General features: G+C 71.3%; 27 protein-coding genes. 14 read left to right on the top strand and 13 right to left on the bottom strand.

All coding sequences use genetic code 11. The annotated features are described in order from the left end of the window. Positions 1 to 51 precede the first annotated feature (51 nt). Positions 52 to 2,760 carry an FG-GAP-like repeat-containing protein gene (locus KUF83_RS02415; protein ID WP_217452814.1) on the top strand — a complete coding sequence of 903 codons (2,709 nt, stop codon included), beginning with the start codon at positions 52 to 54 and terminating at the stop codon, positions 2,758 to 2,760. An 84-nt stretch (positions 2,761 to 2,844) separates the two neighbouring features. Here the strand turns inward: KUF83_RS02415 and KUF83_RS02410 are convergent, their stop codons facing one another. The 5 genes from KUF83_RS02410 to KUF83_RS02390 all read right to left on the bottom strand — a co-directional run bounded on the left by KUF83_RS02410 (position 2,845) and on the right by KUF83_RS02390 (position 7,376). Next, positions 2,845 to 3,231 carry a hypothetical protein gene (locus KUF83_RS02410; RefSeq protein ID WP_217452813.1) on the bottom strand — a complete coding sequence of 129 codons (387 nt, stop codon included), beginning with the start codon at positions 3,229 to 3,231 and terminating at the stop codon, positions 2,845 to 2,847. 181 nt (positions 3,232 to 3,412) lie between these two features. Further along, complete coding sequence (locus KUF83_RS02405; protein ID WP_217452812.1) at positions 3,413 to 4,003, bottom strand: hypothetical protein; 591 nt, start codon at positions 4,001 to 4,003, stop codon at positions 3,413 to 3,415. A 99-nt stretch (positions 4,004 to 4,102) separates the two neighbouring features. Beyond that, positions 4,103 to 4,618, bottom strand: coding sequence for a hypothetical protein (locus tag KUF83_RS02400; protein ID WP_217452811.1), 516 nt, complete (start codon positions 4,616 to 4,618; stop codon positions 4,103 to 4,105). Between the two features lie 89 nt (positions 4,619 to 4,707). Next, positions 4,708 to 5,379, bottom strand: a complete 672-nt coding sequence (locus KUF83_RS02395) for a DUF4328 domain-containing protein (RefSeq protein ID WP_254643250.1) — start codon at positions 5,377 to 5,379, stop codon at positions 4,708 to 4,710. Positions 5,380 to 5,789: 410 nt separating this feature from the next. Continuing rightward, positions 5,790 to 7,376, bottom strand: coding sequence for a glycoside hydrolase family 20 protein (locus KUF83_RS02390; protein ID WP_217452809.1), 1,587 nt, complete (start codon positions 7,374 to 7,376; stop codon positions 5,790 to 5,792). 210 nt (positions 7,377 to 7,586) lie between these two features. Here KUF83_RS02390 and KUF83_RS02385 point away from each other — a divergent pair, with 210 nt between their 5' ends. The 6 genes from KUF83_RS02385 (at position 7,587) to KUF83_RS02360 (ending at position 12,690) form a co-directional block, all read left to right on the top strand. Further along, positions 7,587 to 8,252: a 2-oxo-4-hydroxy-4-carboxy-5-ureidoimidazoline decarboxylase gene (locus KUF83_RS02385; protein WP_217452808.1), complete on the top strand. Its 666-nt coding sequence runs from the start codon at positions 7,587 to 7,589 to the stop codon at positions 8,250 to 8,252. Positions 8,253 to 8,502: 250 nt separating this feature from the next. Then, entirely contained in the window at positions 8,503 to 8,883 is a 381-nt protein-coding gene (sdhC, locus tag KUF83_RS02380) for a succinate dehydrogenase, cytochrome b556 subunit (protein ID WP_149511863.1), read from the top strand. Positions 8,884 to 8,888: 5 nt separating this feature from the next. Continuing rightward, positions 8,889 to 9,371: a succinate dehydrogenase hydrophobic membrane anchor subunit gene (locus tag KUF83_RS02375; RefSeq protein WP_217452807.1), complete on the top strand. Its 483-nt coding sequence runs from the start codon at positions 8,889 to 8,891 to the stop codon at positions 9,369 to 9,371. 19 nt (positions 9,372 to 9,390) lie between these two features. Next, the gene (gene sdhA / locus KUF83_RS02370; protein ID WP_217452806.1) at positions 9,391 to 11,145 is read left to right on the top strand and encodes a succinate dehydrogenase flavoprotein subunit; all 1,755 of its coding nucleotides are present in this window, start codon (positions 9,391 to 9,393) and stop codon (positions 11,143 to 11,145) included. Further along, entirely contained in the window at positions 11,145 to 11,924 is a 780-nt protein-coding gene (locus KUF83_RS02365; RefSeq protein ID WP_217452805.1) for a succinate dehydrogenase iron-sulfur subunit, read from the top strand. The genes sdhA and KUF83_RS02365 overlap by 1 nt, the downstream gene beginning before the upstream one ends. 157 nt (positions 11,925 to 12,081) lie before the next feature. Further along, positions 12,082 to 12,690, top strand: coding sequence for a Uma2 family endonuclease (locus tag KUF83_RS02360; RefSeq protein WP_217452804.1), 609 nt, complete (start codon positions 12,082 to 12,084; stop codon positions 12,688 to 12,690). Positions 12,691 to 13,044: 354 nt separating this feature from the next. Here KUF83_RS02360 and KUF83_RS02355 read toward each other — a convergent pair whose 3' ends face one another. Continuing rightward, complete coding sequence (locus KUF83_RS02355; RefSeq protein WP_254643249.1) at positions 13,045 to 13,251, bottom strand: ATP-binding protein; 207 nt, start codon at positions 13,249 to 13,251, stop codon at positions 13,045 to 13,047. A gap of 258 nt (positions 13,252 to 13,509) precedes the next feature. On the opposite strand from KUF83_RS02355, the gene KUF83_RS02350 reads away from it, so the two are divergent. From KUF83_RS02350 to KUF83_RS02335, 4 genes are all read left to right on the top strand, one after another. After that, on the top strand, positions 13,510 to 13,920 hold the full coding sequence (locus KUF83_RS02350) for a VOC family protein (RefSeq protein ID WP_217452803.1): 411 nt from the start codon (positions 13,510 to 13,512) through the stop codon (positions 13,918 to 13,920). Between the two features lie 163 nt (positions 13,921 to 14,083). Further along, on the top strand, positions 14,084 to 14,491 hold the full coding sequence (locus KUF83_RS02345) for a hypothetical protein (RefSeq protein WP_217452802.1): 408 nt from the start codon (positions 14,084 to 14,086) through the stop codon (positions 14,489 to 14,491). A 5-nt stretch (positions 14,492 to 14,496) separates the two neighbouring features. After that, positions 14,497 to 15,009 (top strand): thiol-disulfide oxidoreductase DCC family protein, encoded by a 513-nt coding sequence (locus KUF83_RS02340; RefSeq protein WP_217452874.1) that lies wholly within the window; start codon positions 14,497 to 14,499, stop codon positions 15,007 to 15,009. A gap of 10 nt (positions 15,010 to 15,019) precedes the next feature. Then, on the top strand, positions 15,020 to 15,793 hold the full coding sequence (locus KUF83_RS02335) for a TetR family transcriptional regulator (protein WP_308402890.1): 774 nt from the start codon (positions 15,020 to 15,022) through the stop codon (positions 15,791 to 15,793). Positions 15,794 to 15,805: 12 nt separating this feature from the next. On the opposite strand, the gene KUF83_RS02330 is transcribed toward KUF83_RS02335, so the two are convergent. Continuing rightward, positions 15,806 to 18,223, bottom strand: coding sequence for an MMPL family transporter (locus tag KUF83_RS02330; protein ID WP_217452873.1), 2,418 nt, complete (start codon positions 18,221 to 18,223; stop codon positions 15,806 to 15,808). 168 nt (positions 18,224 to 18,391) lie between these two features. On the opposite strand from KUF83_RS02330, the gene KUF83_RS02325 reads away from it, so the two are divergent. Both KUF83_RS02325 and KUF83_RS02320 read left to right on the top strand, forming a co-directional pair. Continuing rightward, on the top strand, positions 18,392 to 19,081 hold the full coding sequence (locus tag KUF83_RS02325; RefSeq protein ID WP_217452801.1) for a response regulator transcription factor: 690 nt from the start codon (positions 18,392 to 18,394) through the stop codon (positions 19,079 to 19,081). Further along, positions 19,078 to 20,523 carry a HAMP domain-containing sensor histidine kinase gene (locus KUF83_RS02320; RefSeq protein ID WP_217452800.1) on the top strand — a complete coding sequence of 482 codons (1,446 nt, stop codon included), beginning with the start codon at positions 19,078 to 19,080 and terminating at the stop codon, positions 20,521 to 20,523. Before KUF83_RS02325 ends, KUF83_RS02320 begins: the two co-directional genes overlap by 4 nt. 106 nt (positions 20,524 to 20,629) lie before the next feature. On the opposite strand, the gene KUF83_RS02315 is transcribed toward KUF83_RS02320, so the two are convergent. Together KUF83_RS02315 and KUF83_RS41750 are read right to left on the bottom strand one after the other, a co-directional pair. Further along, positions 20,630 to 21,991 carry a metallophosphoesterase gene (locus tag KUF83_RS02315; RefSeq protein WP_217452799.1) on the bottom strand — a complete coding sequence of 454 codons (1,362 nt, stop codon included), beginning with the start codon at positions 21,989 to 21,991 and terminating at the stop codon, positions 20,630 to 20,632. 15 nt (positions 21,992 to 22,006) lie between these two features. After that, the gene (locus KUF83_RS41750) at positions 22,007 to 22,255 is read right to left on the bottom strand and encodes an SCO4848 family membrane protein (RefSeq protein ID WP_254643274.1); all 249 of its coding nucleotides are present in this window, start codon (positions 22,253 to 22,255) and stop codon (positions 22,007 to 22,009) included. On the opposite strand from KUF83_RS41750, the gene KUF83_RS02310 reads away from it, so the two are divergent. Beyond that, positions 22,194 to 23,774 (top strand): D-alanyl-D-alanine carboxypeptidase, encoded by a 1,581-nt coding sequence (locus KUF83_RS02310; RefSeq protein ID WP_374105955.1) that lies wholly within the window; start codon positions 22,194 to 22,196, stop codon positions 23,772 to 23,774. The genes KUF83_RS41750 and KUF83_RS02310 overlap by 62 nt on opposite strands. On the opposite strand, the gene KUF83_RS02305 is transcribed toward KUF83_RS02310, so the two are convergent. From KUF83_RS02305 to KUF83_RS02290, 4 genes are read right to left on the bottom strand one after another with little or no spacing between them, the layout of a single operon-like run. Further along, entirely contained in the window at positions 23,728 to 24,687 is a 960-nt protein-coding gene (locus tag KUF83_RS02305; protein WP_217452797.1) for a YihY/virulence factor BrkB family protein, read from the bottom strand. The genes KUF83_RS02310 and KUF83_RS02305 overlap by 47 nt on opposite strands. Then, a complete protein-coding gene (locus KUF83_RS02300) occupies positions 24,675 to 25,139 on the bottom strand; it encodes a GtrA family protein (protein WP_308402889.1) in 465 nt (154 codons plus the stop codon). Before KUF83_RS02300 ends, KUF83_RS02305 begins: the two co-directional genes overlap by 13 nt. After that, entirely contained in the window at positions 25,136 to 26,074 is a 939-nt protein-coding gene (locus KUF83_RS02295) for a decaprenyl-phosphate phosphoribosyltransferase (protein ID WP_217452795.1), read from the bottom strand. Before KUF83_RS02295 ends, KUF83_RS02300 begins: the two co-directional genes overlap by 4 nt. Beyond that, a complete protein-coding gene (locus KUF83_RS02290; protein WP_217452794.1) occupies positions 26,067 to 26,588 on the bottom strand; it encodes a phosphatase PAP2 family protein in 522 nt (173 codons plus the stop codon). Before KUF83_RS02290 ends, KUF83_RS02295 begins: the two co-directional genes overlap by 8 nt. Between the last annotated feature and the right edge of the window lies 1 nt (position 26,589).

Here is a 26,589-nt window from a genome sequence, read left to right as displayed (position 1 = left end):
GGGGTGGGGTATTTGAGTCGCCGGACGACCCATGCGTACAAGCCGCTGAGTATGAAGCGGAGAGCGTGGCTGACGATTGGGGCCGTGGTGCTGGGCGGGGCGGGTGCCGTGACGTACGCCGTCGCGAACCCGAGCGCCGACCCGTCGGTGGACGCCGCGCGCAGCAAGCGGCCCGTGAAGGTGCACGAGCTCGCGATGCGGAGCGACGGCGCGGACCGGCGCGAGGTGGAGCGGACGAGCACCGAGCAGTTCTCGCTGCTCGGCATCTCCTGGACCGGGGCGAGGACCGAGCTCGACGGCACCGCCCAGGTACGGACCCGCAGCCTCGACACGGGCGACTGGACCGGCTGGCAGAACCTGGATCTGGAGCTGCACCCCGTCGACAAGGCGGAGCCGGGCGCCAAGGACGCGCGTGGCGCGTCCGATCCGCTCTGGGTCGGCCCCAGCGACGGCGTCGAGGCGCGTGTCGTGGCCGCCGACGGGTCGGCGAGTTCCGGTCTGCCCAAGGGACTCGAGGTCAATCTCGTGGACCCGGGCGTGACCGCCGCCGAGGCGAGGAACAAGGCACTGGGCACGTCCTCGGGCACCTCCCTGGACAACGCCGCCTTCGTCGCCGGGGACCCGACCGGCTCCCCGACCGGTTCCCCGGCCGCGACGGATCCGGCCTCCGGCTCCCCGTCGCCGACGGAGTCGACGAAGTCGTCCAGCACGGAGCCCACGGGCGGTACCCGGGCGGCGCCCACCGAGAGCACCTCGGAGGATGCCCCGGCCCCCGACCCGGTCCCGTCCCCGCCGCCGTCCACCGTGACGCAGCCGTTGATCGTCCCGCGCGCCCAGTGGGGTGCCGACGAGTCGACGGTCAAGGACCCGGTGGAGTACATCGAGAAGGTCAGCGCGGTCTTCGTCCACCACACCGTCGGTACGAACGACTACAGCTGCGCCGAGTCCCCGGCGCTGGTCCGCGGCATCATGGCCTTCCACGTGGAGGCCGAGAAGTGGAACGACCTCGGCTACAACTTCCTGGTCGACAAGTGCGGCCGGGTCTTCGAGGGCCGCGCGGGCGGCAGCGACCTGCCGGTGCGCGGCGCCCACACGTACGGCTTCAACGGCGACTCGGCGGGCATCGCCGTCCTCGGTGACTTCGAGGGTGCCGCCGCGACCGCGACCACCCCGGCGAAGCCCGCGGGCAAGCCGTCCCGTGCGGCCCTGGAGTCCGTGGCGCGCGTCGCCGCGTGGAAGCTCGGCCAGTACGGAGGCAACCCGAGCGGCCAGGTCACCCTGACCGCCGCGGCCGACACGGGCGTGTGGAAGGCGGGCGAACAGGCCACGCTGAGCACCGTCTCCGGCCACCGCGACGGCTTCGCCACCCTGTGCCCCGGCAAGAACCTGTACGCCAAGCTGGGCGAGGTCCGCCGGTACGCGTCCGGCCCCGGCAGGAACGCCGCGGTCCCGACGGCCGACTTCAACGGTGACGGCATCGGTGATGTCATCGCCGCCACGCCCAAGCAGGGCAGCGGCTGGCTCACACTCGTGCCCGGCGGCCTGGACGGTCCCGTCTCCGCCGCCAAGGTGAAGCTCAACCAGGGCAGCGCCGAGGTCCCGGGCGCCGCCGAGTCGGGCGACCAGTGGGGCGCGGCCACGGCCTGGGGCGACATCAACGCCGACGGCTTCGCGGACGTCGCGATCGGCGCCCCCGGCGAGGACGACACGACCGGCCACGCGGACCGCGGCGCGGTGACGATCCTGTACGGCCCGAAGTTCGACACCGGCGCCGACACCATGGCGCTGGGCGACGACTACGAGCCGGCCGCCGCGAGGTTCGGCTCGACGGTGGCGGTCGGCGACTTCAACGCCGACGGCAAGGCGGACGTCTTCACGGCGGCCACCGGGACGGGCGGCAACTGGGCGGCCCGCTTCAACGACGGCCACGAGGTCGCCGGTGACCTCACCACCGCCGACGGCGCCCTCGCGTACGCGGACGCCGCGTCCGGCGACTTCAACCGGGACGGCTACGCGGACGTGGCGCTCAACTACCGCGACGCGTCCGGCGCCGGCAAGATCACCTGGTTCAAGGGCTCCAGGTCGCTGGGCCTGGTGAAGGTGTCCACGCTGAGCGTCAAGGGCGGCCGCTCCATCGCCGCGGGCGACGTCAACGGCAACGGCTACGACGACATCGTCATCGGCCAGCCGTACACCGCCGAGTCCGGCGCCAAGGCCGGCGGCCAGGTCACGATGGTCCCGGGCACGTCCACCGGTTTCACCACCACCGGGATGACGACGATCCACCAGGGCACCGCCGGGGTGGAGGGCGCCGCCGAGTCGGGCGACGCCATGGGCTGGTCCGTCTCCGTGGGCGACGTGGACGCCGACGGCTTCGCGGACGTCCTCACCGGCGCCCCGAACGAGGACATCACCCGTACGAGCAACCGGTCCAACGCGGGCGCGATCTGGCTCCTCAAGGGCACCTCGTCCGGTCTCACCGGCACCGGATCGCTCTCGTTCTCCCAGGACACGGCGGGTATCGCCGGGTCCACGGAGAAGGACGACATGCTGGGTTCGTCCGTCTCGCTGACGGACTTCTCCGGCCACGGCCGCGCCCACCTGCTCATCGGCACCGAGGGCGAGGACGCGGGCAACGGCACCCTGCTCTTCCTGCCGAGCACGGCCTCGGGCGTCTCCGTCGCCAAGTCGGCGTACTACGGCGTGACCCAGCTGGGCACGGCGGCGGGCGCGCGGCTGGGCCAGGTCCTGGCCCCGTAGCCGCCCGGCGGACGAACAGCGACGAACGAAGGCCGGGGCCCTGTACGGAACAGGGCCCCGGCCTTCCGCGTGTCCGCGTGCTCCTCAGCCGCCCGCGTCCCGGCACAGCAGGCGCAGGGACCCGTCCCCCTCGAAGCAGCGCCGCGCCTCGGTCACCGGGTCCCAGATCCGCCCGTCGGGGGTACGGAGCAGGGGGCCCCGGCCCGAGTCCAGCCACTCGGCGCCCGTGTGACGGGCGATCACCTCACCCGCGTACGCGCCGAAGCCGCGCAGCGCGGGCTCGACGGCGGCGTACGGCGCCCCGTCCCGGCGTATCTCCTCGATCGTCCGGTCGACTCTCCACAGGCTCTGTGTGGAGTGGTCGAGGCGGAGCCTGGCGCCTTCCCGCATCGCCGCGACCGCGTCCGCCGCCCACCGGAGGGGCTTCGTCGCGGCCGCGGGCCTGGTCGGCAGGGCCGGCGTGGTTCTCATGACTGTCCACGGGGTGTCCACACCTGCGAGAGCGTGCCCCGGACGGGATTCGTCACGCCGACTCGTGGCGGTACGCCGGAGTGCCGCAGGACGGGCGCAGAGCCCTCGCAGCCCGCTCGCGCGACACCCACGGGACGGTCACACAGGAAGCGGTTCGCCGCGCCCGGCGGGGACTTCGGGGCTAGACCCGTCCGCGGGCCCGGCGGGAGACGACGGCACGCAGCACGCGCCGGCCCTCCGTGGAGAGGCCGAGCGCCTGGCGCAGACCGGCCACGCCGTGGGCCGACAGCAGTTCGAGGATGGTGATCTGGCGGCGCAGTTCGGCGGCGACGAGGGGTGACATGTCCTGTGTGAGGCCCTCGCGCCGGGCCGCCACCGAGGACGGGCCGTCGGAGGCGGCGTCGAGCAGGCGGTGGATCTGCAGTGCGGCCACCGAGCAGGCGTCGGCCCACACGCGGAGGTTCGCGCCGGTCCGCTCGACGGGGGCGGCGTCGAGCATGCGGTGCGCCAGCACGGTGGCCCGGCCCTCGGCGGACAGGTCGCTCTCGGGGACCGGGGACACGTCGAGTTTGGCGCGCGCCTGTTCGACGCACTCGCCCCAGTCATGGTCCTCCTGCCCGGGCTCGGGTCCGGGCTCGGCGAGGCTCGCCCACAGGGGCCGCAGGATCTCGTCGTCGCCGCCCAACAGGGGCACGCACCTGTCCAGGCACGCCAGACCGCTGGCCGCCAGGCCTCGTTCGTCGGCCTGAGCGATCAGTTCCACCAGGCTCATCACGCCTCCCTCGGTGGGGCCGCCGCTGGTTGCGGAGCCCGCACTTCCCCTTACTGCGTGCACAGTGGCCGGATCGTCACACTGCGAGATGGCCGAAATCTACATGGGGATGACTCCGAGCCGGTCCAGGAACCGGAAGAAAAGCATCTCGGCCGAGGGATCCGCGTCGGAGGTGAGCACGTCGAGGACCGGTTCCTCGGAGACGTCCCGGCCCGACTCCGCGGCCCAGGCGACGGCCCGTGCGAGGGCGTCGTGCGGTTCCAGGAAGAAGTCGTCGACGGTCAGCCCGTCCTTGTTCCCGCCCAGGTACCCGGCCATCGCCTCCCGGTCCAGGCACGTCGTCCAGGCTCCGCTGCCCGGCGCGGCCGCCTCGACGACCACGCAGTCGCTGTCCATGACGTACCCGAAGAGCGCGGGCGCGCCCGTCTCCCCCGCCAGGTCGTTCATGTTCCCGACGTCACCGGCGGTGCCGTCGGGAGTGTTCGGGTACTCCCACACCTGCCAGCCGTCGTCCGCCGTCTGATGCAGCGTCATGCCCGACGCCCCCGACAGCGCGCCGAGCTCCGCGAGCGGCCGCTCGCTCCTGCCGACGACGAAATACCCCCAGTAGCCCATGCCGCTCCCCCCGCCGTATCGGTTCGGCCAGCGCCGAATACACCACAAACGTACGGTAGTTCGCCACCGATACGGGCAAGCCGCCGCAACTACGCCACGGCGGCCAGGGGCCCGTGACGTGCTTTGTCGTCCTGCATACGGGTGAGCCGGAGCACCACGACGACCGCCAGGACGGCGGCGACGAGGTCGGCGGCGTCCGCGAACATCACCTGGGCCACGGCGTCCCGGAGCTCTCCTGGCGTCTCGGCGTCGCGGTACGCCTTGAAGCCCGCCCGGCCGGCGATCAGCGAGACGATCCAGAACGTCCACCAGACGTTGACCAGGCCGTGCCCGGCCCGGCCGCCCGGGCTGCTCGCGTCCCACACGTCCACCATGATCCGGCGCGGGAACCAGAGGTTGACGACGGGCACGAACCAGCTCCAGCAGGTCCAGCCGCGCTTCATCCGGTGCCCGAAGGGGTTGAACACCTCGGCGTTGACCCGCGCCCGCTGGAACCAGACCAGGAAGAGGACGACGGCCGCGACGAGCGCGGACGTCTGGACGATCCCGGCCACGGCGTAGACCGAGTCCGCGCGGTCGGCGTCGGCCTGGAGCACCGCGCTGTACCCCTCGTTCGCCAGCCGGTCCGCGACGTCGTACGTCCTCAGGTCGGCCCAGAGCGCGAAGAGGTCGGTGGCGACGACCACCCCGAGTGCCGCGGCGGCCGCCTTCCCGAGCCCGACGGGTGACCGCAGCCAGGCGGGTCCGTGCGGCTGGTGCATGGGCGCCCCGCCGTACGCCCCCGGCGCGGGAGCGGGCCCGGGAGCGGCGCCGTACGCCGGAAGCGGGGGCGTGGCCGCGAACGGCGGGCCCGTGGGCGCGGGACCCGGTGGGGCCGCTTGTGTCATGGCACCGGCGCAGTGGGGGCAGAGTGTGCCGCCCGGCGTCGCGGCGAGCTGACGGCAGTTCGTGCAGAGCATGGGTGAGCGGTCCCCCGGATGTGCGTGGCCAAGGCCCGGCAGGGCGCCGGGAAGGAGAAGCCCGGCGGCCCCCTCCCCAGGAGTCGCGCACGGCCTGGGGAACATACGTTTCACGCGCCCCGCCCGTCCACTCGGAATCGGCCCCCGGCCCCCGGACGGCCGCCGCCGAGGTGGCGGCTTTCGGGGGCGGCGGCCGTCGGGGGCGGCGGCCCTCAGCCCAGCTTCCCGGCCAGCCCCTTGAAGTCCGTCCACGACAGCGCCGGCTTCCGCGGGTCCCACAGTTTCTGTGTCAGCGCCCGCAGCGGCATCCGGACGCCCGCCGCCACCTGGTCCTGGGTCTGGGAGCCCGAGAGGTCGCACCAGACGGCGAAGGACGCGCCGAGGATCTGGTCGCCGTACTCCCGGGGCACCGGCGTCGTCCCGCGCAGGACGAGGGGGGTCCACTGCTCGTAGATGCGCTGTCCGGTCGGATAGACGAAGGCGTTGGGCTGCCCGAGCACGTAGTAGAGGTACTCGTCGTTGTAGTTGATCACCTCGCGCCCGGCCCGCAGGTACTCGGCCGGCGGGCGTGCGCCGATCTCCTTGCCCGTCCAGTACGCGACGTGGATGTCGTCGGCGGCCGGGACGGTGCCCCCGGAGAAGAACCCGTCGTTCCACGCCCGCAGCGTCCGGTCGTGCCCGCGCATCGTGTCCGCCCGGTCGTTGAGCCAGCCCGTCGTCAGGTCGGCGACCCCGGCGCCCGGCCCGTACTTGGCCTTCGCGGCGGCGGCCAGTTGCGGGTAGGAGGCCGCCGGGTCCGACACCATCAGCGCCCGGTACTCGTCGGCACCGAGGTGCCAGTACCGCCCGGGGAACAGGCCCGCGTACTCGTTCAGCAGGTCGTCCACGATCTTCGCGGACGCCGGCTTGGAGATGTCGATCGCGCCCCGCGAGACGACACCCCGGGCGTTGCGCAGCTGGAGATCCGGATGCGCGTCGAGCACCGCGCCCAGGTGGCCGGGCGAGTCGATCTCGGGCACGACGGTGATGTGCCGGCTCTTCGCGAGCGCGAGGATGCGGCGCACCTCGGCCTTCGTCAGGTGCTCCTTCGACACGATCTCGGGATGCGAGTCGGAGGCGATCCGGAAGCCCTGGTCGTCGGAGAAGTGCAGCCCGAACTGGTTGTACTTCAGGTCGCCCAGCTCACGGATCCGGTCCTCGATCCACCCGGCGGTGAAGTGCTTGCGCGCGATGTCCAGCATGAACCCCCGCTGCGGCTTCGCCGGCGAGTCGCGGACGACCCCCTCGGGCGCCGTGGCGTTCCCGCGGACCTCCTGCTTGAGCGTGCGGGTGCCGTAGAAGACGCCCGCCTCGGCCGCACCGGTGATCCGCACCCGCCCGTCCCCGACGGTCAGCGTGTACGACTCGGCGTTCGCGTCCTCGTCGGTGAGGCCGAGTTCCACGTCCCCGGCCCGCGCCCCGCCGGAGCCCGCGTAGGTCAGCCCCAGTTCCCCGGCGAGCAGCCGCCCCTCGTCCGCGAGGGCCCCGTCACGTACGACGACCCGCCCGCCCTTCCCGGGCCGCCAGCCGGGCCCGCGGGCCGGTACGTGTTCCCGTACGGCCGGGATCGTGCGGGGAGCCTTCGACAGCGGATACGTCCGATCGGGTGACGGAGTGGGGGTCTGGGACGGCTCCGGTGCCAGGGCGCTTCGCCCGCCGGAGGGCCACCGCGTCGAGGGCTCGCCCGAGTCGCCGCTCGGCCAGAGCCCGACGGTCAGCGCGGTACCCGCCACGACCGCCACACCCACGCCGACCAGCAAAGGCCTCCTGCCGACCGACAGCGGCCCCCTGTGCCTGCTCCCGTTCACCACCGACCACTCACCCTCCGGACCGCCCTCGTACGCTGTGGTTCCGTTGCGAACCTAAGCCCCGTCATCCGGTGCCTCCGTCCACGTCCCGTTCTGAAACTCTCTCTTGCGAGTGAAGATCGGGCATCTGTCGGACAGCTCCGGTCAAGCCCCGATAGCGTGATGAAACATCTCTCACTTGACCCCCAGCCGAACCACGCGCGGCGCCCGGACGGGCGCCGCCGAACCGCCGAGGAACCCACGCTGCCCGCGCACCGTCCTTCCCGCCTCCCCGGCCAGGCCGTCGGCACACCGGAATCGTCCGAACCGCCGGGACTGCCGGAGCAGACCCGCCCGGCACCGGGTCCCACCGGCCTGGAGCGGTTCAACGCCCTGCCCGCCGACGAGGCCGAGCGCGCCCTCCTCGCCTGCTGCGGCAGCCACCACTGGGCCCGGCGGGTCGCCGCGCACCGCCCCTACCCCGACCTGGGCTCCCTGCTGGCCGCGGCCGACGAGGCGGCGTACGACCTGACGCCCGGTGACGTCGCCGAGGCCCTGGCCTGCGAGTCCCTCACCCTCCTCCCGGACGGCGCGTACTCCGCGGCGCACACCGCCCTGAGCGCGGCCCACGCGGCGTACGAGAGCCGCTTCGGCCACGTCTTCGTGATCTGCCTGGACGACACGGCCCCGGACGAGGCCCTCGACCAGGTCCTGGCCGGTATCCGATCACGATGGGCGAACGATCCCGACGAGGAGCGGATCCTGACGGCGGAGGAACTGCGCCGCCTGGCAAGGGGCCGCCTCACCCGGTCCTTCAGCCCCGCCGGCAGCGACTGCGCGATCTCTTAGGGGCGCGGGGCCGCGACCGGCCCCAGCGACCGCGGGTCGGGCACCCGAGCGGCGCTCCCGCCCTCCGCGGCCCGCCCGTAATAGCCCGTACGAGCCTGTTTGCCTGCCAGTTCGATCACATCGGTAGGCCCGCCGTAAACGTTCCGACAACACGTCGCTACGATGGCCAGGGCCGGTGGACCGTACCCGGCCGGGCCCGACCGACATCGAAGCCGGCAGGCCCCAATCCCCGCTCCCGGAGGGTTCTTCCGTGCCGGCTGGAACGCTGTACCGCGGCCGGGAAGGAATGTGGTCCTGGGTGGCTCATCGAGTCACCGGCGTCCTCATCTTCTTCTTCCTGTTCGTACACGTGCTGGACACCGCTCTTGTCCGTGTCTCCCCCGAGGACTACGACAAGGTCGTAGCCACCTACAAGACCCCGATCGTCGCGCTGCTGGAGTACGGCCTCGTCGCCGCCATCCTCTTCCACGCGCTCAACGGCCTGCGGGTGATCGCCGTCGACTTCTGGTCGAAGGGCCCCCGCTACCAGAAGCAGATGCTCTGGACCGTGGTCGGCATCTGGGTCGTGCTGATGATCGGGGCCCTCTACCCCGTACTCGGCCACGCCGCTCGTGAAGTCTTCGGGAGCTGACGCGAATGTCCACCACTGAGAAGACCGCTGCCGGCATCGGCCCTGTCGAGGGTGAGTCCCTCTACAGCGTCGACAACCCGGCGCCCCTGATCGAGGCCCCGCGCAAGCGGACGAAGAAGACCCCGAAGTCCACCCGCGGCAACTTCGAGATGGCCGCGTGGCTCTTCATGCGTCTGTCCGGTGTCGTCCTCGTCGTCCTCGTCATCGGGCACCTGCTGATCCAGCTGGTTCTCGACGGCGGCGTCTCCAAGATCGGCTTCGCCTTCGTGGCGGGCCGCTGGGCCTCGCCGTTCTGGCAGACCTGGGACCTGCTGATGCTGTGGCTGGCGATGCTGCACGGCGCCAACGGCCTGCGCACGGTCATCAACGACTACGCGGAGCGCCCGAACACGCGCCTGTGGCTCAAGGGCCTGCTCTACACCGCCACGGTGTTCACCATCCTGCTGGGCACGCTGGTGATCTTCACCTTCGACCCGAACATCCGCTAGGCACGGGGCTGCGAGAATCATGAAGATCCACAAGTACGACACCGTCATCGTCGGCGCCGGCGGCGCCGGCATGCGTGCCGCCATCGAGGCGACGAAGCGCAGCCGTACCGCCGTGCTGACGAAGCTCTACCCCACCCGCTCCCACACTGGCGCGGCGCAGGGCGGCATGGCCGCCGCGCTCGCCAACGTGGAGGAGGACAACTGGGAGTGGCACACCTTCGACACGGTCAAGGGCGGTGACTACCTGGTCGACCAGGACGCCGCCGAGATCCTGGCGAAGGAGGCCATCGACGCGGTCCTCGACCTGGAGAAGATGGGCCTGCCGTTCAACCGGACCCCGAACGGCACCATCGACCAGCGCCGCTTCGGCGGCCACTCCCGCAACCACGGCGAGGCACCGGTCCGCCGGTCCTGCTACGCCGCGGACCGCACCGGCCACATGATCCTCCAGACGCTGTACCAGAACTGCGTCAAGGAGGGTGTGGAGTTCTACAACGAGTTCTACGTCCTCGACCAGCTGATCACCGAGGTCGACGGCGTCAGGAAGTCCGCCGGTGTCGTCGCGTACGAGCTGGCGACCGGCGAGATCCACATCTTCCAGGCGAAGGCCGTGATCTACGCGTCCGGCGGCACCGGCAAGTTCTTCAAGGTGACGTCCAACGCACACACGCTGACCGGTGACGGCCAGGCGGCCGTCTACCGTCGCGGGCTGCCGCTGGAGGACATGGAGTTCTTCCAGTTCCACCCGACCGGCATCTGGCGCATGGGCATCCTGCTGACGGAGGGCGCCCGCGGTGAGGGCGGCATCCTCCGCAACAAGGACGGCGAGCGCTTCATGGAGAAGTACGCGCCGGTCATGAAGGACCTCGCGTCCCGTGACGTCGTCTCGCGCTCCATCTACACGGAGATCCGTGAGGGCCGCGGCTGCGGTCCCGAGGGCGACCACGTCTACCTCGACCTCACGCACCTCCCGCCGGAGCAGCTGGACGCCAAGCTGCCCGACATCACGGAGTTCGCCCGCACCTACCTCGGCATCGAGCCCTACACGGACCCGATCCCGATCCAGCCCACCGCGCACTACGCGATGGGCGGCATCCCGACGAACGTCGAGGGTGAGGTGCTGTCCGACAACACGACGGTCGTGCCGGGCCTGTACGCGGCCGGTGAGGTCGCGTGCGTCTCCGTCCACGGCGCGAACCGGCTGGGCACGAACTCGCTGCTCGACATCAACGTGTTCGGGAAGCGCGCGGGCATCGCGGCCGCGGAGTACTCCGCCACGACCTCGCACGTCGAGCTGCCCGAGGACCCGGCCTCGCTGGTCGTCGGCCAGATCGAGCGGCTGCGGACGTCCACGGGCAACGAGCGCGTGGCGGACATCCGCCGCGAGCTCCAGGAGACCATGGACGCCAACGTCATGGTGTTCCGCACCGAGCAGACGATCAAGACGGCCGTCGAGAAGATCGCCGAGCTGCGCGAGCGCTACCGGAACGTGTCCGTCCAGGACAAGGGCAAGCGGTTCAACACGGACCTCCTGGAGGCCGTCGAACTGGGCAACCTGCTCGACCTGGCCGAGGTCATGGCCGTCTCCGCGCTGGCCCGCAAGGAGTCGCGCGGCGGTCACTACCGCGAGGACTACCCGAACCGCGACGACGTCAACTTCATGCGCCACACCATGGCGTACCGCGAGGTCGGCGACGACGGCACCGAGTCGATCCGCCTCGACTACAAGCCGGTCGTCCAGACCCGCTACCAGCCGATGGAGCGTAAGTACTGATGGCTACCCCCACCCTGGACAAGACGGACGGCGCCAGCAAGCCGGAGGCCGGCTTCGCCGACTCGCCGTACATCACGGCCACGTTCCGCATCCGCCGCTTCAACTCGGAGGTCTCGGGCGAGGCGACGTGGGAGGATTTCCAGCTGGAGATCGATCCCAAGGAGCGGGTCCTCGACGCCCTGCACAAGATCAAGTGGGATCAGGACGGCACGCTGACGTTCCGCCGGTCCTGCGCGCACGGCATCTGCGGCTCGGACGCCATGCGGATCAACGGCAAGAACCGGCTCGCCTGCAAGACGCTGATCAAGGACCTGAGCCCCGAGAAGCCCATCACGGTCGAGCCCATCAAGGGCCTGACGGTCCTGAAGGACCTCGTCGTGGACATGGAGCCGTTCTTCCAGGCGTACCGCGACGTGATGCCGTTCCTGATCACGAAGGAGACGAACGAGCCGACGCGCGAGCGTCTGCAGACCGCCGAGGACCGTGAGCGCTTCGACGACACGACGAAGTGCATCCTCTGCGCCGCCTGCACCTCCTCGTGCCCGGTGTTCTGGAACGACGGCCAGTACTTCGGTCCGGCCGCCATCGTGAACGCCCACCGCTTCATCTTCGACTCGCGTGACGAGGCCGGGGAGCAGCGCCTGGAGATCCTCAACGACAAGGACGGCGTGTGGCGCTGCCGCACGACGTTCAACTGCACGGACGCCTGCCCTCGCGGTATCGAGGTCACGAAGGCGATCCAGGAGGTGAAGCGGGCGCTGATCACGCGCCGCTTCTGACGTCTTTGCCTGTACGTCGGCGTGGGCCCCGTTTCCTTCTGGGAACGGGGCTCTCGCGCGTGCTGGGCCACGATCGGGTGAAGCGGACTGTTCAGAACTCGCGAGGACTGTCCGGCCTACGATGATGCTCTCGACAACAGCCCACGGGAGGCACGTGATGTCCGCAGCACCCGTCGAGCAGCCGCACGGCGACCGGTCTCTGATCGCGGAGGCGAATCGCATCATGGATCGCCTCCCGGGCCGCCGCGTCGAGATCATCGGAGGCCAGATCCTCGTGACGCCATCTCCTGACGTCGCTCACTCGAGGGCGCTGAAGAAGGCGGCTCGTCCTTTCGAGGCCGCTGGTCTCGATGAGGACGAGACCGAGATCCACCAAGCCATCGGCGTCTGGCTACCGGACGGCCCCGAGGACTATGCGATCCCCGATCTCTGCATCGTCGAAGCCGACATCGACGAGCACCTGGTCGAGAACAACAGCTACGACCCCGTGGTCTTCCGTCTCGTCCTGGAGGTCACCTCAAGCAATTGGCAGGCCGATCTCCGCACCAAGGTCACCGCATACGCCCAGGCCAAGATCCCGGTCTACGTGATCGTCGACCGCAAGCACCAGCGCCTCCACGTCCTCACAGACCCGACGCCGGACAAGTACACCACCCACCGCATCCACGCCCCCGGCGAACTCGTCACGCTCCCCGACTCGATCGGCGCCAAGGTCACGCTCGACGTGGCGGAGATCCTCAAGGCCGGGCAGACCAAACGGGATTGAGTGGTCGAGACATGCCGTCCTGCCTGGACGGCGTCGAGCGGTCCGACGTGATCGTGTCCACCAAGCAGCTCGGCGGCACGGCGGAGGACTTCGTCACCCCTCCTCAACAGGCTCAAGCTGGGCTGGGCTGGGCTGGGCTGGGCTGGGCTGGCAGTTCTACCAGGCCGACCCGGCTTCCCCGGCATACGCAATGCGGTGGACGACATCGCGTTGAGCACGCGGTGGAGGGAGGCTGCGGAATCCGACTCCGGCCCCTGAGCGCCGCGGCCTGGCGGCGCCGCCGGTCGGCCACGGCACGCTTCGCCGCGTAGGGGAACCGGCCTTGTACCGCCTTGTACGGCCTGGGCGTGGAGCCTATGCGCCCGGGGCGCGCCACTCCGCCCAGACCTCCTTGCCGCCGCCGTTACGGCGTCCGTTGACGAGGAGGTAGTGGCCCCACTCGTCGGCGCAGGCCCGCAGCAGCCAGAGCCCGCGCCCGCTCTCCGCGTCGAGTCCCAGTCCGGCCCCCTTCTCCGGCCCGGGGCATCGCGGTTGCGGAGGATACGGACTGCTGTCCCACACGCTGAGCTCGACGACATCGCGCCGAGTTCGCGACGGGTGGGCGGCTGTGGCTGACGGACGGCGGCCGGTCCGGCACAAGAAGCCCGCCGCTTCAGTGGTGCATGGAGTCACGGGACGGAGTCCCGCCCGTGGAATCAGCCGTGCCCACAGGCACGGGAAGAGGGTCAGGCGAGCGAGTGGCCGGGGTGCGAACGGCCACCCGGGTGACTGCCCCGCCGCCTCCCCCGGTGCCCCCTCCCCGCGACCTAATCTGACGACATGTCAGACAAAGAGTCGTACGAACTGCTCGGCTTCGACAACGTCCTCTTTCCGGTGGGCGACCTCGACGAGGCCGTGGACTTCTACCAGCGGGCCGGTTTCGCTCTCGGGTTCCGGCTCGACGAGGCCGGGATCGCCATCCTGAAGGTCGGCAAGGAGACGCCCGGGGTGCTGCTGCGCCTAGAGGAAGGGCTCGGGCACCGGCCGCCGCCATGGGGGTCGCCCCGGGTGTGGCTGGAGGTCCGGGACGCCAGGAGCACGGCCGACGCCCTCACGGCCGCGGACGTCCAGCCCCTCGACGCACCCCTGTCCGTGTCCACCGGCTGGACCGTCGAGTTCGCCGATCCCTGGGGGAACGTCATCGGCCTCACGGACTACAGCAAGCGGCCGGAGCTGGCCCGCGTCGGCTGAACCGTCCGCCGGTCGACCTCGCCGTCCCCCACCCCCATCCCCCTGAGCCGCACGTCACACGAGAGCATGCGGGCTCCGACTTGAACGTGTTCAAAAACAGGTCTACATTCTTCCTCGACAGCGCGTTTTGAACGCGTTCAAGAAGTTGGGAAGGGGTGGGGACATGGACCTCACGGTCGTCGCTTACGTCATCTATCTGCTGGTCAGCGTGGCGCTGACGGTCTGGGTGGCACGGACGCTCAGCCACAACGGGCGGATCTTCCTGTCGGACGTACTGCACGGGAACGAGAAGCTCGCGGACGCCGTCAACCACCTTCTGGTGGTGGGCTTCTACCTGGTGAACCTCGGCTTCGTGGCGCTCTACCTGAACCAGGACGACGAGATCGCCGACGCCCGCGGGGTGTTCGAGGCCCTGTCGACGAAGCTCGGCGTGGTGCTCCTCGTACTGGGCGCCATGCACCTGGGGAACGTGTACGTGCTCAACAAGATCCGCCGCCGGGGCATCATGGAGCGCGAGCAGCTGCCGCCCGTGCCGCCGCAGGGCTGGGTCGCCCCGACGGCCGGGGCGTGACCCCGATGGCCACCGCCGCCGGCCCGGACCGGGACGCCACGCGCGTCCCGGTCCGCGGGCTCACCGTCCTGTACGACGCGCAGTGCTCCCTCTGCTCCTTCCTGCGCGACTGGCTCGTCTGGCAGCGGCAGCTGGTGCGCCTGGAGCTGGTGGCCGCCGGCTCGACGGAGGCGAAACGCCGCTTCCCCGGGCTCGACCACGCCGCGACCCTCGACGAGATCACCGTGGTCGGGGATTCGGGCCAGGTCTACCGGGGCAGCGCCGCCTGGGTCGTCACCCTGTGGGCGCTCGCCGACCACCGCCCGCTGTCCTACCGGCTCAGCACCCCGGCCGGAGCCCGGCTGGCGCGGGGCGCGGTGCTCGCCGCCGCCAAGTGGCGCGAGGGGCAACGGGCCCGCAGGGAGGGCGAGTGGGGCGGCCGTACGTACACCGGGGCCGACGGGTGGACGTACGACCAGGCCGTGGGCTGGACCTACGATCCGCCCGCCTGCGACAGCGGCACCTGCCCGCCTCGTTAGGCTCTGTCCCGTGCCAGCAACGAATGACAGCGCCCCCGGCCCGGACGGTCCCGCGGAGCCCGAGGGCCCCGGCCCCGCGCGGACGCCCGCCAAGAGCGAGCAGACCCGGGCCCTGATCCTGGAGACGGCGATGCGCCTGTTCCAGGAGCGGGGTTACGAGAAGACGACGATGCGGGCCATCGCCAAGGAGGCCGGGGTCTCCGTCGGCAACGCGTACTACTACTTCGCCGGCAAGGAACACCTGATCCAGGGCTTCTACGACCGGCTCGCGGCCGAGCACCGGATCGCGGTCCGTGAGGTCCTGGAGCAGGAGAAGGACCTGGAGGCGCGGATCGCCGGGGTCCTGAAGACATGGCTGGACGTGGCGAAGCCGTACCACGAGTTCGCGGTGCAGTTCTTCAAGAACGCCGCCGATCCGGACAGCCCGCTCAGCCCGTTCTCGGCCGAGTCGGAGCACGCGCGCGAGGAGGCCATCGGGGTCTGCCGCGAGGTGCTCAGCGGTTCGAAGGCGAAGGTGCCTGAGGAACTGCGTGAGGTCCTCCCCGAGTTGCTGTGGCTCTCCCAGATGGGTCTGGTCCTGTACTGGATCTTCGACCGCACGGAGGGCCGCGAGCGCAGCTACCGCCTCGCCGAGCGCGGGGCCCGCCTCACCTCGCTCGGTGTGACCCTGGCCCGCTTCCGAGTCCTGCGGCCCCTGGTCCGCGAGGTGCACGAACTGTTCACGGACTTCCTGCCGGGGATGACGAACGCACTGCCCGACCCCGGCAGGAAATCCGCGAAGTAGCGCCTCGCGCGGTCAGTTCACCGCGTCCAGCTCGTCCTCCGCCAGCTCCACGTCGTACACCAGCGGTTCCGCGCCGACCATCACGTGGCGGGCCCGGGAGGGGTGTTCGGCGGCCGTCACGGCCAGCAGGTACGAGCCCGCGGACGGCACCGAGACGATGTACGAGCCGTCGGCCAGCGACGTCACCCGGTCGAGCTGCCGGCCGCCCTTGGAGAGCAGGGTCAGCGCGGCGCCTTCCACGGGCGCGCCGTCCGGGGTGCGGACGAAGCCGTGGATCACGGTGGAACCGCTGTCGGCGTCGGGCACGCGCGCGTGGACCTCGGAGACCTCCTCCTCCCGGGGCTCCACCGCCAGATGCGGCAGGCGCTTCTCCAGGCCGGCCGGGAGCCACCAGTTGGAGTTGCCCAGGAGGTGCATCGCGGCCGGCACCAGGGCCGTACGCAGGATGAACGCGTCCAGCGCCACCGCCGCGGCGAGCCCGATGCCCGCCATCGCGCCCTCCATGTCACCGCTGAGCACGAACGCGGAGAACACGCAGATCATGATCAGGGCCGCGCAGTTGATGACCCTGCTGGTCTCCGCGAGGCCGACGCGGACCGCTCGCGCGTTGTCCTTCGTGTGCACCCACTCCTCGTGCATCCGGCTCACCAGGAACACCTGGTAGTCCATCGAGAGGCCGAAGAGGAGCGAGAGCATGATGACCGGCAGGAACGCCGTGATCGGCCCCTCCTTGCCGATGCCGAGGAGTTCCGTGCCCCAGCCCCACTGGAAGATCGCGACGAGCACCCCGAAGGACGCGGCGGCCGCGATCAGGTTCATCAGGGCCGCCGTCAGGGGCACCACCAGCGAGCGGAAGGCCACCATCAGCAGCAGGAAGCCGAGCGAGATGATCGCCGCGACGAAGTACGGCAGCCGGTCCCCCGTGACGGCCGCGAAGTCCTTGAAGACGGCGGTCACCCCGCCCACGTGGGCCTCGGTCCCGGAGGCCGGGATCACGTCGTCGCGGAGCCGGTCGATCAGCTGGTCCGTCTTCTGCGACTGCGGTGACGTGGTGGGCACGACCTGGATCACCGTGATGCCCTCGGCGGGCGGCGCGGCGGCCACCTGGGCGACGCCCTCGGTCCCGCGGATGGCCGCGACGAGCCCGTCCGTGTCCCCGCCGTCCACGACGACCTGGAGCGGGCCGTTGAAGCCCGGCCCGAAGCCCTCGGCCAGCAGGTCGTACGCCTGCCGTGTGGTCGTGGAGTCCTGGTGGTTGCCCTGGTCGGTGGCACCGAGCCGGATCGACAGGACGGGCAGCGCCAGGATCAGCATCACGACCAGCGCCCCGGCGGCGATGGACCGCGGTCGCCGCTGCACGTACATGGACCAGCGCGCGGCGAGTCCGCTCGCCTCCTGCGACTCCGGACCCGCGGCGGCCAGCCGGTGGCGCTGCCTGCGGCTGAGCACGCGCATGCCGAGCAGCCCGAGGAGCGCGGGCAGCAGGGTGACCGCGGCGAGCACGCTCAGCACGACCGTCAGCGAGGTCGCGACGACGACGCCGTCCAGGAAGCGCATGTTCATCACCAGCATCCCGGCGAGCGCGATGCACACGGTGCCACCGGCGAACAGCACGGCCCGGCCCGAGGTGTTGAGGGCCGTGATCGCCGCCTCCTCGGGCTTCATGCCGCGCAGGATGCCCCGGCGGTGCCGCGTCACGATGAACAGGGCGTAGTCGATACCGACGCCGAGGCCGATCAACGAGCCGAGCAGCGGCGCCACTTCGGGTACGTCGGTGACATGGCTGAGCAGGGAGGTCGCCATCAGGCCGGTGCCGAGGGCCGCGATCGCGACGACGAGCGGCAGCAGCATCGCGAACAGCGAGCCGAAGGCGAGGAAGAGGACGACCGCCGCGGCCACGATGCCGACCATCTCCGCGATGCCGGTGGGTGGTTCCTGGGTCCGGGTGATCGCCTGACCGCCCAGTTCGACCTGGAGCCCGTCGCGTCCGGCGTCCTGAGCCGTCTCGACGACGTCCTCCACGAGCGCCTTCGGCACGCCGTTGGCCTGCTCGGTGAAGGTGATCTGGGCGTAGGCGATCCGCCCGTTCCCGCTGAACTGCGCTGCGCCCTGGGCTGTGTACGGGCTGCTGACCTCGCCGACGCCCTCCATCCGCCCGATCTTCTCGAGGGCGGGCTCGATCCGGGAGCGTACGGACGCGTCGCGGGCCGTTCCCTCGTCGACCTTCCACACCACCGTGTCGGTGTCGCCCGACCGCTCCGGGAAGGCCTTGGCCATCAGGTCGTACGCGCGCGTGGAGTCCGTGTTCGGAAGGGAGAAGGTGTCCGCGTAGTTCGTACCCGCGGCGGAACCCGCGAAGCCGAGCCCCAGAAATGCCCCCACCCACAGCAACAGGACCACCAGCCGGTGCCGATAGCACCACCGTGCCAATGTCGTCACGCCTCAACGCTCCTTAGTTCGCGGTCGGTTGGTCCCCCAGGTCCTGCGGCTCAGCATCGGGTGCGCCGCGGGTGCGTGCACATGACCCGGCCATGACTCACAAGGAACTCCAAGGCGCGACCCGGCCCCGTTGCCGGTGCGCGCGCCGATACTGGGGGCATGACCGCTCACGAGGGGGCGACCGTCCTGGTCGTCGAGGACGAGCCGAGCATCGCCGACGTTCTGACCATCGCCCTGCGCTACCACCGCTTCGAGGTGATGACGGCGGGGACCGTCCGTCAGGCGCTGACGCTGGCCGAGCGCACGCGCCCGGACGCCGCGCTCCTCGACGTGATGCTCCCCGACGGCGACGGCCGGGCGCTGGGCCGCGAACTGCGTTCGCTCCAGCCCGACCTGGCCGTGGTGTTCCTGACCGCGCGGGACGCGCCCGCGGAGATCGTCGGCGCCCTCGCCTTCGGCGACGACTACATCACCAAGCCGTTCAACATCGACGAGGTGACCGCCCGGATCACCGCCGTGCTGCGCCGCACCCGCCCGGCCGACGTCCTGCCGCAGCGCCCGCCGCTGCGGTACGGCGACCTGGAGCTGGACGAGACGACGTACTCGGTGCACCGCGCCGGCCGCTCGGTCGAGCTGACTCCCACCGAGTACGCCCTGCTGCGTTTCCTCGTGCGCAACGGCGGGCGGATCGTGTCCAAGGAGCAGCTCCTGCGGCATGTCTGGCAGTACGAGCACCCGGCGGAGTCGACCGTCGTGGAGACCTACATCAGCTATCTGCGGCGCAAGCTCGACGCCCTCGGCGCCCCGGTGATCACGACCCGGCGAGGCGTCGGATACGGCCTCGCATGATCTTCCGGCACCGCCCCGGCCATGGCATCCACTCGCTGCGCGGCAAGCTGACGCTGGCCAACGTCGCCCTGCTGGCGCTGGGCATCATCATGGCGACGGCGGTGAGCCTGATGGGCATGCGGTACTACCTCCTCGACCAGATCGACACGCAGCTCCTCAAGACCCGGGACTCGCTGGGGAGCACGAAGGTGACCGCGCGGCAGATCGACTCGCTGAGCGCGCTGGCCTTCTTCCGCGAAGGGCAGGTGCCCGAGGCCGAGGGCCCGCCGGAATCGGACTCCCTGTTCGCGGTGGTCGACGAGAAGGGCCGGCCCATCACGATCGCGAACTTCCGACCCACCGACAACCAGCGCAAGCTGGCCGAGGCGGTGGGCAGGCCCCAGGCCCTCGCCGCCGCCCCCGAGCCCCACGACGTGCGGGTGGACGACGTGCCGTACCGCGTCACCGCCGTCCCCCTCCCGGACGGTGCCGTCGTCCTCCTCGCCAGCTCCACCGACGCGCTGCACAAGGGCATGGCCAAGGCCCTCAAGCTCGATCTCACCTTCGGTCTGCTGCTGTTGGGGCTGCTCGCCGTGCTGACGATGCTCAGTGTGAGCCGGCGGCTGCGGCCCCTGGAGGACATGGTGGAGACCTCGTCGGCGATCGCCGAGGGAGACCTGGCCCGCCGGGTGCCCTCCAGCCATCACCCCACCCAGGAGGTCGAACAGCTGCGGCTCGCCCTCAACTCGATGCTCCACCAGGTCGAGTCGGCGTACCGCACCCGCGAGCGGAGCACCGCCCAGCTGCGCCGCTTCGTCGCGGACGCCTCGCACGAGCTGCGTACGCCGCTGGCGGCGATCCGCGGCTACCTCCAGCTGTACGACAAGGGCATGCTGTCCGAGCCCGGCGAACGCAAGCGCGCCTGGGACCGGATGACCGGGGAGGCGGACCGCATGGGCCGTCTGGTCGACGAGCTGCTCACCCTGGCCCGCCTGGACCAGCGGCCCGAACTGCGGTTCAGGAACGTCGACCTGAGCCGCCTGGTGCGCGATGCGGCCGAGGATCTGCGGGCCCAGCAGCCCGGCCGTCCGGTGACGGTGAGCGCCGAGGGGGCCCTCCTCGTCCGCGGGGACGAGTCGGGCCTGCGGCAGATCCTGGGCAACCTCGTGACGAACGTCCGCACGCACACCCCCGCCTGCACCCCGGTCGCCCTGGATCTGGAGAGGGCCGACGGAGTCGTACGGCTTCGGATCGCCGACGAGGGCCCGGGGCTGGCGGAGGAGGACGCGGTGCGCATCTTCGACCGCTTCTTCCGGGCGGGCGGCGGCGCGGGCAGTGGTCTGGGGATGGCCATCGTCCAGGGCGTGACCACGGCCCACGGCGGGGACGTGACGGTGCGGACGGCGCCGGGCGAGGGCCTGACGGTCACGGTGACGCTGCCGGCGCGGGCCTGCGCTCCCTGAGCGACGCGGGAAACCGCGCGGCGGGGGCTGCCGGCCCGCGGTCCCGTTGGTGCCCGCGGGCTTGTTCGTGCCCGCGGGCTTGCTCGTGCCCCCGGGTCCGGCGGCCTCAGGCCTTCCTGGAGGCCAGTTCCACGACGGTGATGTCGGACGGCGCCCCCACCCGCGTGGGCGGCCCCCAGGCACCCGCTCCCCGCGACACGTACAACTGCGTGTCCCCGTAGCGCTCCAGTCCCGCGAGGGTCGGGTTGGCGAGGTCCGCGATGAAGTTGCCGGGCCACAGCTGCCCGCCGTGGGTGTGCCCGGAGAGCTGGAGGTCGACCCCGTGGTCCACGGCGTCGTGGATCTGCACCGGCTGGTGGGCGAGCAGCACGCACGCCCGGCCACGGTCCCGGTCGCCGAGGGCCTTCGCGAAGTCGGGGCCCTCGCCCTCGTCCTCCCCGGCCACGTCGTTGACGCCGGCCAGGTCGAAGTCGGCCAGCTCGGTGCGGGCGTTCTCCAGCGGGCGCATCCCCAGGTCACGCACGTGCGCGACCCACTCCTCGGCTCCGGAGAAGTACTCGTGGTTCCCGGTGACGAAGAACGTCCCGTGCCGCGCCCGCAACTGCGCGAGCGGCGCCGCGGCGGGCCCGAGGTCCTTCACGCTGCCGTCGACGAGGTCGCCCACGACCGCGATCAGGTCGGGCTGGGTGGAGTTGATCGTGTCGACGACCTTCTGGGCGAATCCGCGCCCCAGCACCGGCCCGAGGTGCACGTCGCTGACGACGGCGATCCGGTAGCCGTGAGCGGACCTCGGCAGCTTGGCCAGGGGCACGGTGACCCGCTTCACCCGGGGCCCGCGCAGGACGCCGTACGTCCCGTACCCCACGGTGCCCACGGCGGCGGCCGCCGCGGCCCCGCCCACCACACGCGACACGAACAGCCGGCGCGAGGGACCCGTGGTCGCGGGCACCGGCGCGTCGGTGCGCCCGGGCGCGCCGTCGGACGGCGACGCGGCCGGGGACGCCGGCCCGGCTCCGGCGGGCGTCCCGGACGGGGTGGAGGTGAGGGCAGGGCCGGCCGACTCGTCGGCGGACCGGTGCCCGGTCTCCCGGGCGGGCGCTCCGGCGGGCACGGGCGCGGCCTCGCGTACGTCCACCGGGTCCGCCGCGGGAGCCGGACGCCGGTCCAGAGCCCTCCGCAGCAGCGGGCGGACGACCTCGCCGACCAGCAACGCCAGCAGGAGGTAGATCGACAGCGCCATCCACAGGAATCCGGGCCAGGTCAGCACCTGCTGCAGCCAGAACGGCGCACCGGTCCGCTCGGAGGCGAACCCCGCGAACATGAGTACGGGCCCGGCCACGAGGACGGCCGTGCCCACCCGTCTGGCGGTACCCGGCCGTGCCGTCGTGTCGCGCACCATCCGGCGCCAGAAGTACCAGTGCAGCCCTGCGAACACCGCCAGAACCAGGACCAGGAACACGATGACCACGCGGTGACTCCCCCGTTATGACGATGACGTGTGACGCAGGGCCCGGACACCGCGCAACCCGATGCCCCCGACAACCGTCCCCAAGACAAAGGAGACAACGGCGAGCGTCAGGTGCACCCAGAAGTACCCGGTCGGATCGCCCGCGTCGTCGAAAGCGAGCCCGCTGCCGTCCTTCCACAGGTTCTTGACGAAAGTGATCCAGATGACCCAGCTCCACACTCCGAAGGCGAGCAGGAACCAGGAAACGGGACGGCTGAGCTTCATGGGTTCAGTATCGCCGCCGTCGAACGGAACCGGCGCCCGGGGTGGGGAGGACGACGGCGCGCGGAGCCGTGGCGGAAAAGAACGTGGCGGAAAGAGCCATGGTGAGGAGGGCCGCGCGACTTCACGCCTGACGCCATGTACGTTCTCGATCGTGCCCGCCATGAAAAAGACCGCCAAGTCGTCCTTGCTGGTCACCTCCGCCACGCTGTTGTCGTTCTCGCTCGCGCTCACGGTGACCGCCACCGGCCCCGCCGCAGCGGACGACAAGCCGACTCCGACCCCGTCGGCGACTCCTTCGACGACTCCTTCGGGCTCGGCATCGCCGTCGGGCAGCGCGTCGGGCGACGCGTCGACCAGTCCTTCGGCGACACCGCCGGCGAACATGTCGACCGTGGGCGGCGCCCAGCTCGGCCGACCCGGGACCCAGGCGAACCTCGGCGCCGGCGCGCCGGTCCTCCCGAAGGGCCTGAGCGCCCGCTCCTGGATCGTCGCGGACGCCGAGTCCGGCGCGGTGCTCGCCTCGCACAACGCGCACTGGCGGCTGCCCCCGGCGAGCACGCTGAAGATGCTGTTCGCCGACACGCTGCTGCCCAAGTTCCCCAAGAAGCAGAAGCACAAGGTCGCCTCGTCCGACCTGGCAGGCATCGGCGCGGGCTCCAGCATGGTGGGCATCAAGGAGGACGAGACGTACTCGGTCCACGACCTGTGGCTCGGCGTCTTCCTTCGCTCCGGCAACGACGCCGTCCACGTGCTGTCCGCCATGAACAAGGGCGTCGACCAGACCGTCAAGGACATGAACGCGCACGCCGAGGAGCTCCAGGCGCTCGACACGAACGTGGTGAGCCCGGACGGCTACGACGAGAAGCGCCAGGTGTCGTCGGCGTACGACCTGACCCTGTTCGCCCGCTCCGGCCTGCAGAAGAAGGACTTCCGGGAGTACTGCTCGACGGTCCGCGCGAAGTTCCCCGGCGAGACCAAGAAGAACAAGAAGGGCAAGACCACCCGCGGGTCCTTCGAGATCCAGAACACCAACCGGCTGATGACCGGCGACTACGGTCTCGACGCCTACAAGGGCATCGCGGGTGTGAAGAACGGCAACACGACGAACGCGGGTGCGACCTTCACGGGGGTCGCCGAGCGCGACGGCAAGGTGCTGCTCGTCACGGTGATGAACCCGGAGAAGGAGGAGCACGACGAGGTCTACAAGGAGACCGCCAAGCTCCTCGACTGGGGTTTCCAGGCGTCCGGCAAGGTCGACCCGGTGGGCGAGCTGGTGCCGCCGAAGAGCGCGGACACGGGCTCCCAGCCGGGCGCGAACGCCTCCGGTGAGGCCGGGGGTTCGGGCGACGGAGGGGCGGCCTCGGCGAAGCCGGTGGCGGCCTCGGCCGAGACGAGTGGTTCCGGTGGCGTCGGCATCGCCCTGGCGATCACCGGCGGCGTCCTCGTGCTCCTCGCCGCCGGTGTCTTCGTGATCAACCGCCGCTGGCCGCTGCCCGAGTTGATGCGTCGCCGCCGCTGACCCCCGCTGCGCCGTCCGCCCCGCCGGCCCCGGACTCCGCGTCCGTCCCGTCCGGTGGGGGCGTGTCCTCGTGCGGCGTCGCGGTCCAGGCGGCGCAGAAGAGCAGCAGCTTGGACGTGAAGTTGATCCACAGCAACAGCGCGACGGGCACACCGAACGCCCCGTACATGCTCTTCGCTGCGACTCCCTGGATATAGCCGCTGAGCAGCAGCTTCAGCAGTTCGAACCCGGCCGCGCCGATCAGCGCGGCGACGATCAGCCGTCGTCGCTCCGGCTGGACGCCGGGGAGCAGCGTCAGCAGGTACAGGAGCAGCAGGAAGGCGGCGAGGACTGCCACGGCGAACGCCGCCACCCTCAGCAGCACCCCGCCCCAGCCGCCCTCGTCGATGCCGAGCTGCCGGGTGGCCCAGCCCACGGCGGTCGACGCGAGGGTGGAGGCGGCGATCGTGACGAGTGCGGCGCCGCCGAGGCCGACGAGTACGCCGGCGTCCACGAGCTTGCGCAGGATCGGGTTCTCCTCCTCGTCCGGCAGCTCCCAGACCGCGCGCAGGCACTCGCGCATCGAGCCGACCCAGCCGATGCCGGTGAACAGCAGCAGGGCGCCCGCGATCAGTCCGACCGTGCCGGCGTTGTCGACGAGGGCGCCGATGTCGAGTTGTTCGGCGATGCCGGGGATCTGCTCGGCGATCTTGTCCTCGAGCGTCTGCACCCCCTTCTCGTCGAGGGTCGCGGCGGCGATCGCGGCGGCCACGGTGATCAGCGGGAAGAGCGCGAGGAAGCTGATGAAGGTCATCGCCGCGGCGAGCCGCGTCCACTTCACCCGGTCCAGTCGTTCGTACGAGCGCCAGGCGTGCGTGGCCATCAGCCGTGTGACCAACGGGCCCACACCGGGGAGCTTTTTCAGCCAGTCCATGATCCGACTCTGCCCTCGCCTCGGAAAACCAATGTCCGGGTACCCCAAAAACGCACGACGGTGGCGAGCACCATGCCGATTCCGGCGCCCGACACGGTGTCCGCGCGCGGGGAGGTGAATCCGAGGCCGTAGTGGCTGACGAGGATGCACAGCAGCTGGACCAGGGCGCCCGCGATGTTCACGGCGAAGAAGATCCCGTACTGGGCGAGGCTCCTGGAGGCGTGCCGGTAGGTGCCGAGCGCGTTGCCCGCGTAGGCGACCGAGCAGCCCGCCACGAACGACAGCGACTTGGCGGTCAGCGGGTCCAGGCCCGCGGGGCCGCGCAGCCAGAGGAAGAGGGCGAGGTCGGCGGCGTACGCGAGGAGTCCGACGGCGGCGAAGCCGAGCAGTTCCGGGGCCCTGGGGCGCCGGGCCCGTGGCCGGGGGGCCTTTAGCTGCTGGGCGTGGCTCACCAGTTGGCCACTGCCAGGCCGTACATCGTGAGCCATGCCACCCCGATGACGGCGAGCGCGCGGTCGCGCAGGACCACGTCCTCCGGTTCGCCCGCGGTGCCCCGGTCGGCGAAGACCGCGTACCGCAGGACGGCGAGGATGAAGGCGATCATCGACAACTGCCTCCAGGGCAGCACGCTGGTGTGCGGCACTCCGCCCTCCTCCAGGGCCCACAGGCAGTAGCCGAGGACGGCGACCGAGGCGGCGAGCTGCCAGACGAAGCGCAGGTAGCCGGTGGTGTACTCGGTGAGCAACGCGCGCGTGGCGCCCGCTGTGCCGGCCATCTGAACGGCTTCCGAGTAGCGCTTGGCGGACACCATGAAGAGGGCGCCGAAGCCGGTCGTGATGAGGAACCAGCGGGACAGCGGGATGCCGAGCGCGACCCCTCCGATCATGGCCCGCATCAGGAATCCGGTGGTCACCACGGCGAGATCGACGACCAGGACGTGCTTGAGGCTGAGGCAGTACGCGAACTGCAGGCCCAGGTAGGCGGTCAGCAGCGCCGAGGTCATCGGCGAGCACAGGAAGGCGGCCGCGGTCGGGGCGACGACGGCGAGCACGATGCCCACGCAGTAGGCGACCGGTACGGGCACCTGCCCGGCGGCGACCGGCCGGTGGCGCTTGACCGGGTGGGCGCGGTCTGCGTCGGCGTCCCGCGCGTCGTTGACCAGGTAGACGCTCGCCGCACAGGCCGTGAACAGGACGAACACGAGCGCGACTTGAGTGAGGGCGTGCCGTGAGAAGAGTTCGCCCGCGGCGGCCGGGGCCGCGATCACGAGAACGTTCTTGACCCACTGTCTGGGCCGGGCGGTCCTGATCAGCCCCTTCAGGAGGCCACTTTTCCGCGGGGTGGTCTGTTTCCCGTGTGTCCTCTCCAGGAGGGCCGTCTCAGCCATGGTCGCGGCCCCTTGTCATCCAGCGGGCGCCGAGCCGGGCCGTCACCGCGCCGAGGGCGGCGCCCGCCGCCACGTCCGACGGGTAGTGGACGCCGACGACGAGCCGTGACACGCACATCGCGGCGGCCAGTGGGGGCACCGCGCGGGCGCCGAGCGCCCCGAAGGCCACGGCTGCCGCGGCGGCGGAGCAGGCGTGCGCGCTGGGGAAGGAGTGCCGGCCCGCGGTGCGGACCAGCGGCTCGACGTGGTGGGGGCGCGGACGGCGTACGAGCCGTTTGACGCCCATGCCGGCGAGGTGCGCGCCGGCGGTCAGGGCCGTGCCGCGCAGCCAGGCGCTTCGCCGCTCCCGGTCCACGGCGGCTCCCGCGAGGCCCGCCGCGAGCCACAGCGCACCGTGCTCGCCGGCCAGCGACAGGACCCGCGCGGCGGCGGCGACGCTCGGGACGGCGGCGCGGGCGTGGAGGGCCGAGAGGATCCGGTGGTCCAGGTCAGGGAGCTCGTCGTGGTGATCCATG

The sequence above is a fragment of the Streptomyces sp. BV286 genome (genome assembly GCF_019090165.1).
Classification (GTDB): Bacteria; Actinomycetota; Actinomycetes; order Streptomycetales; family Streptomycetaceae; genus Streptomyces.
Note: the sequence above shows the minus strand (reverse complement) of the source record. Positions and strands in the feature narration are given on the sequence as shown.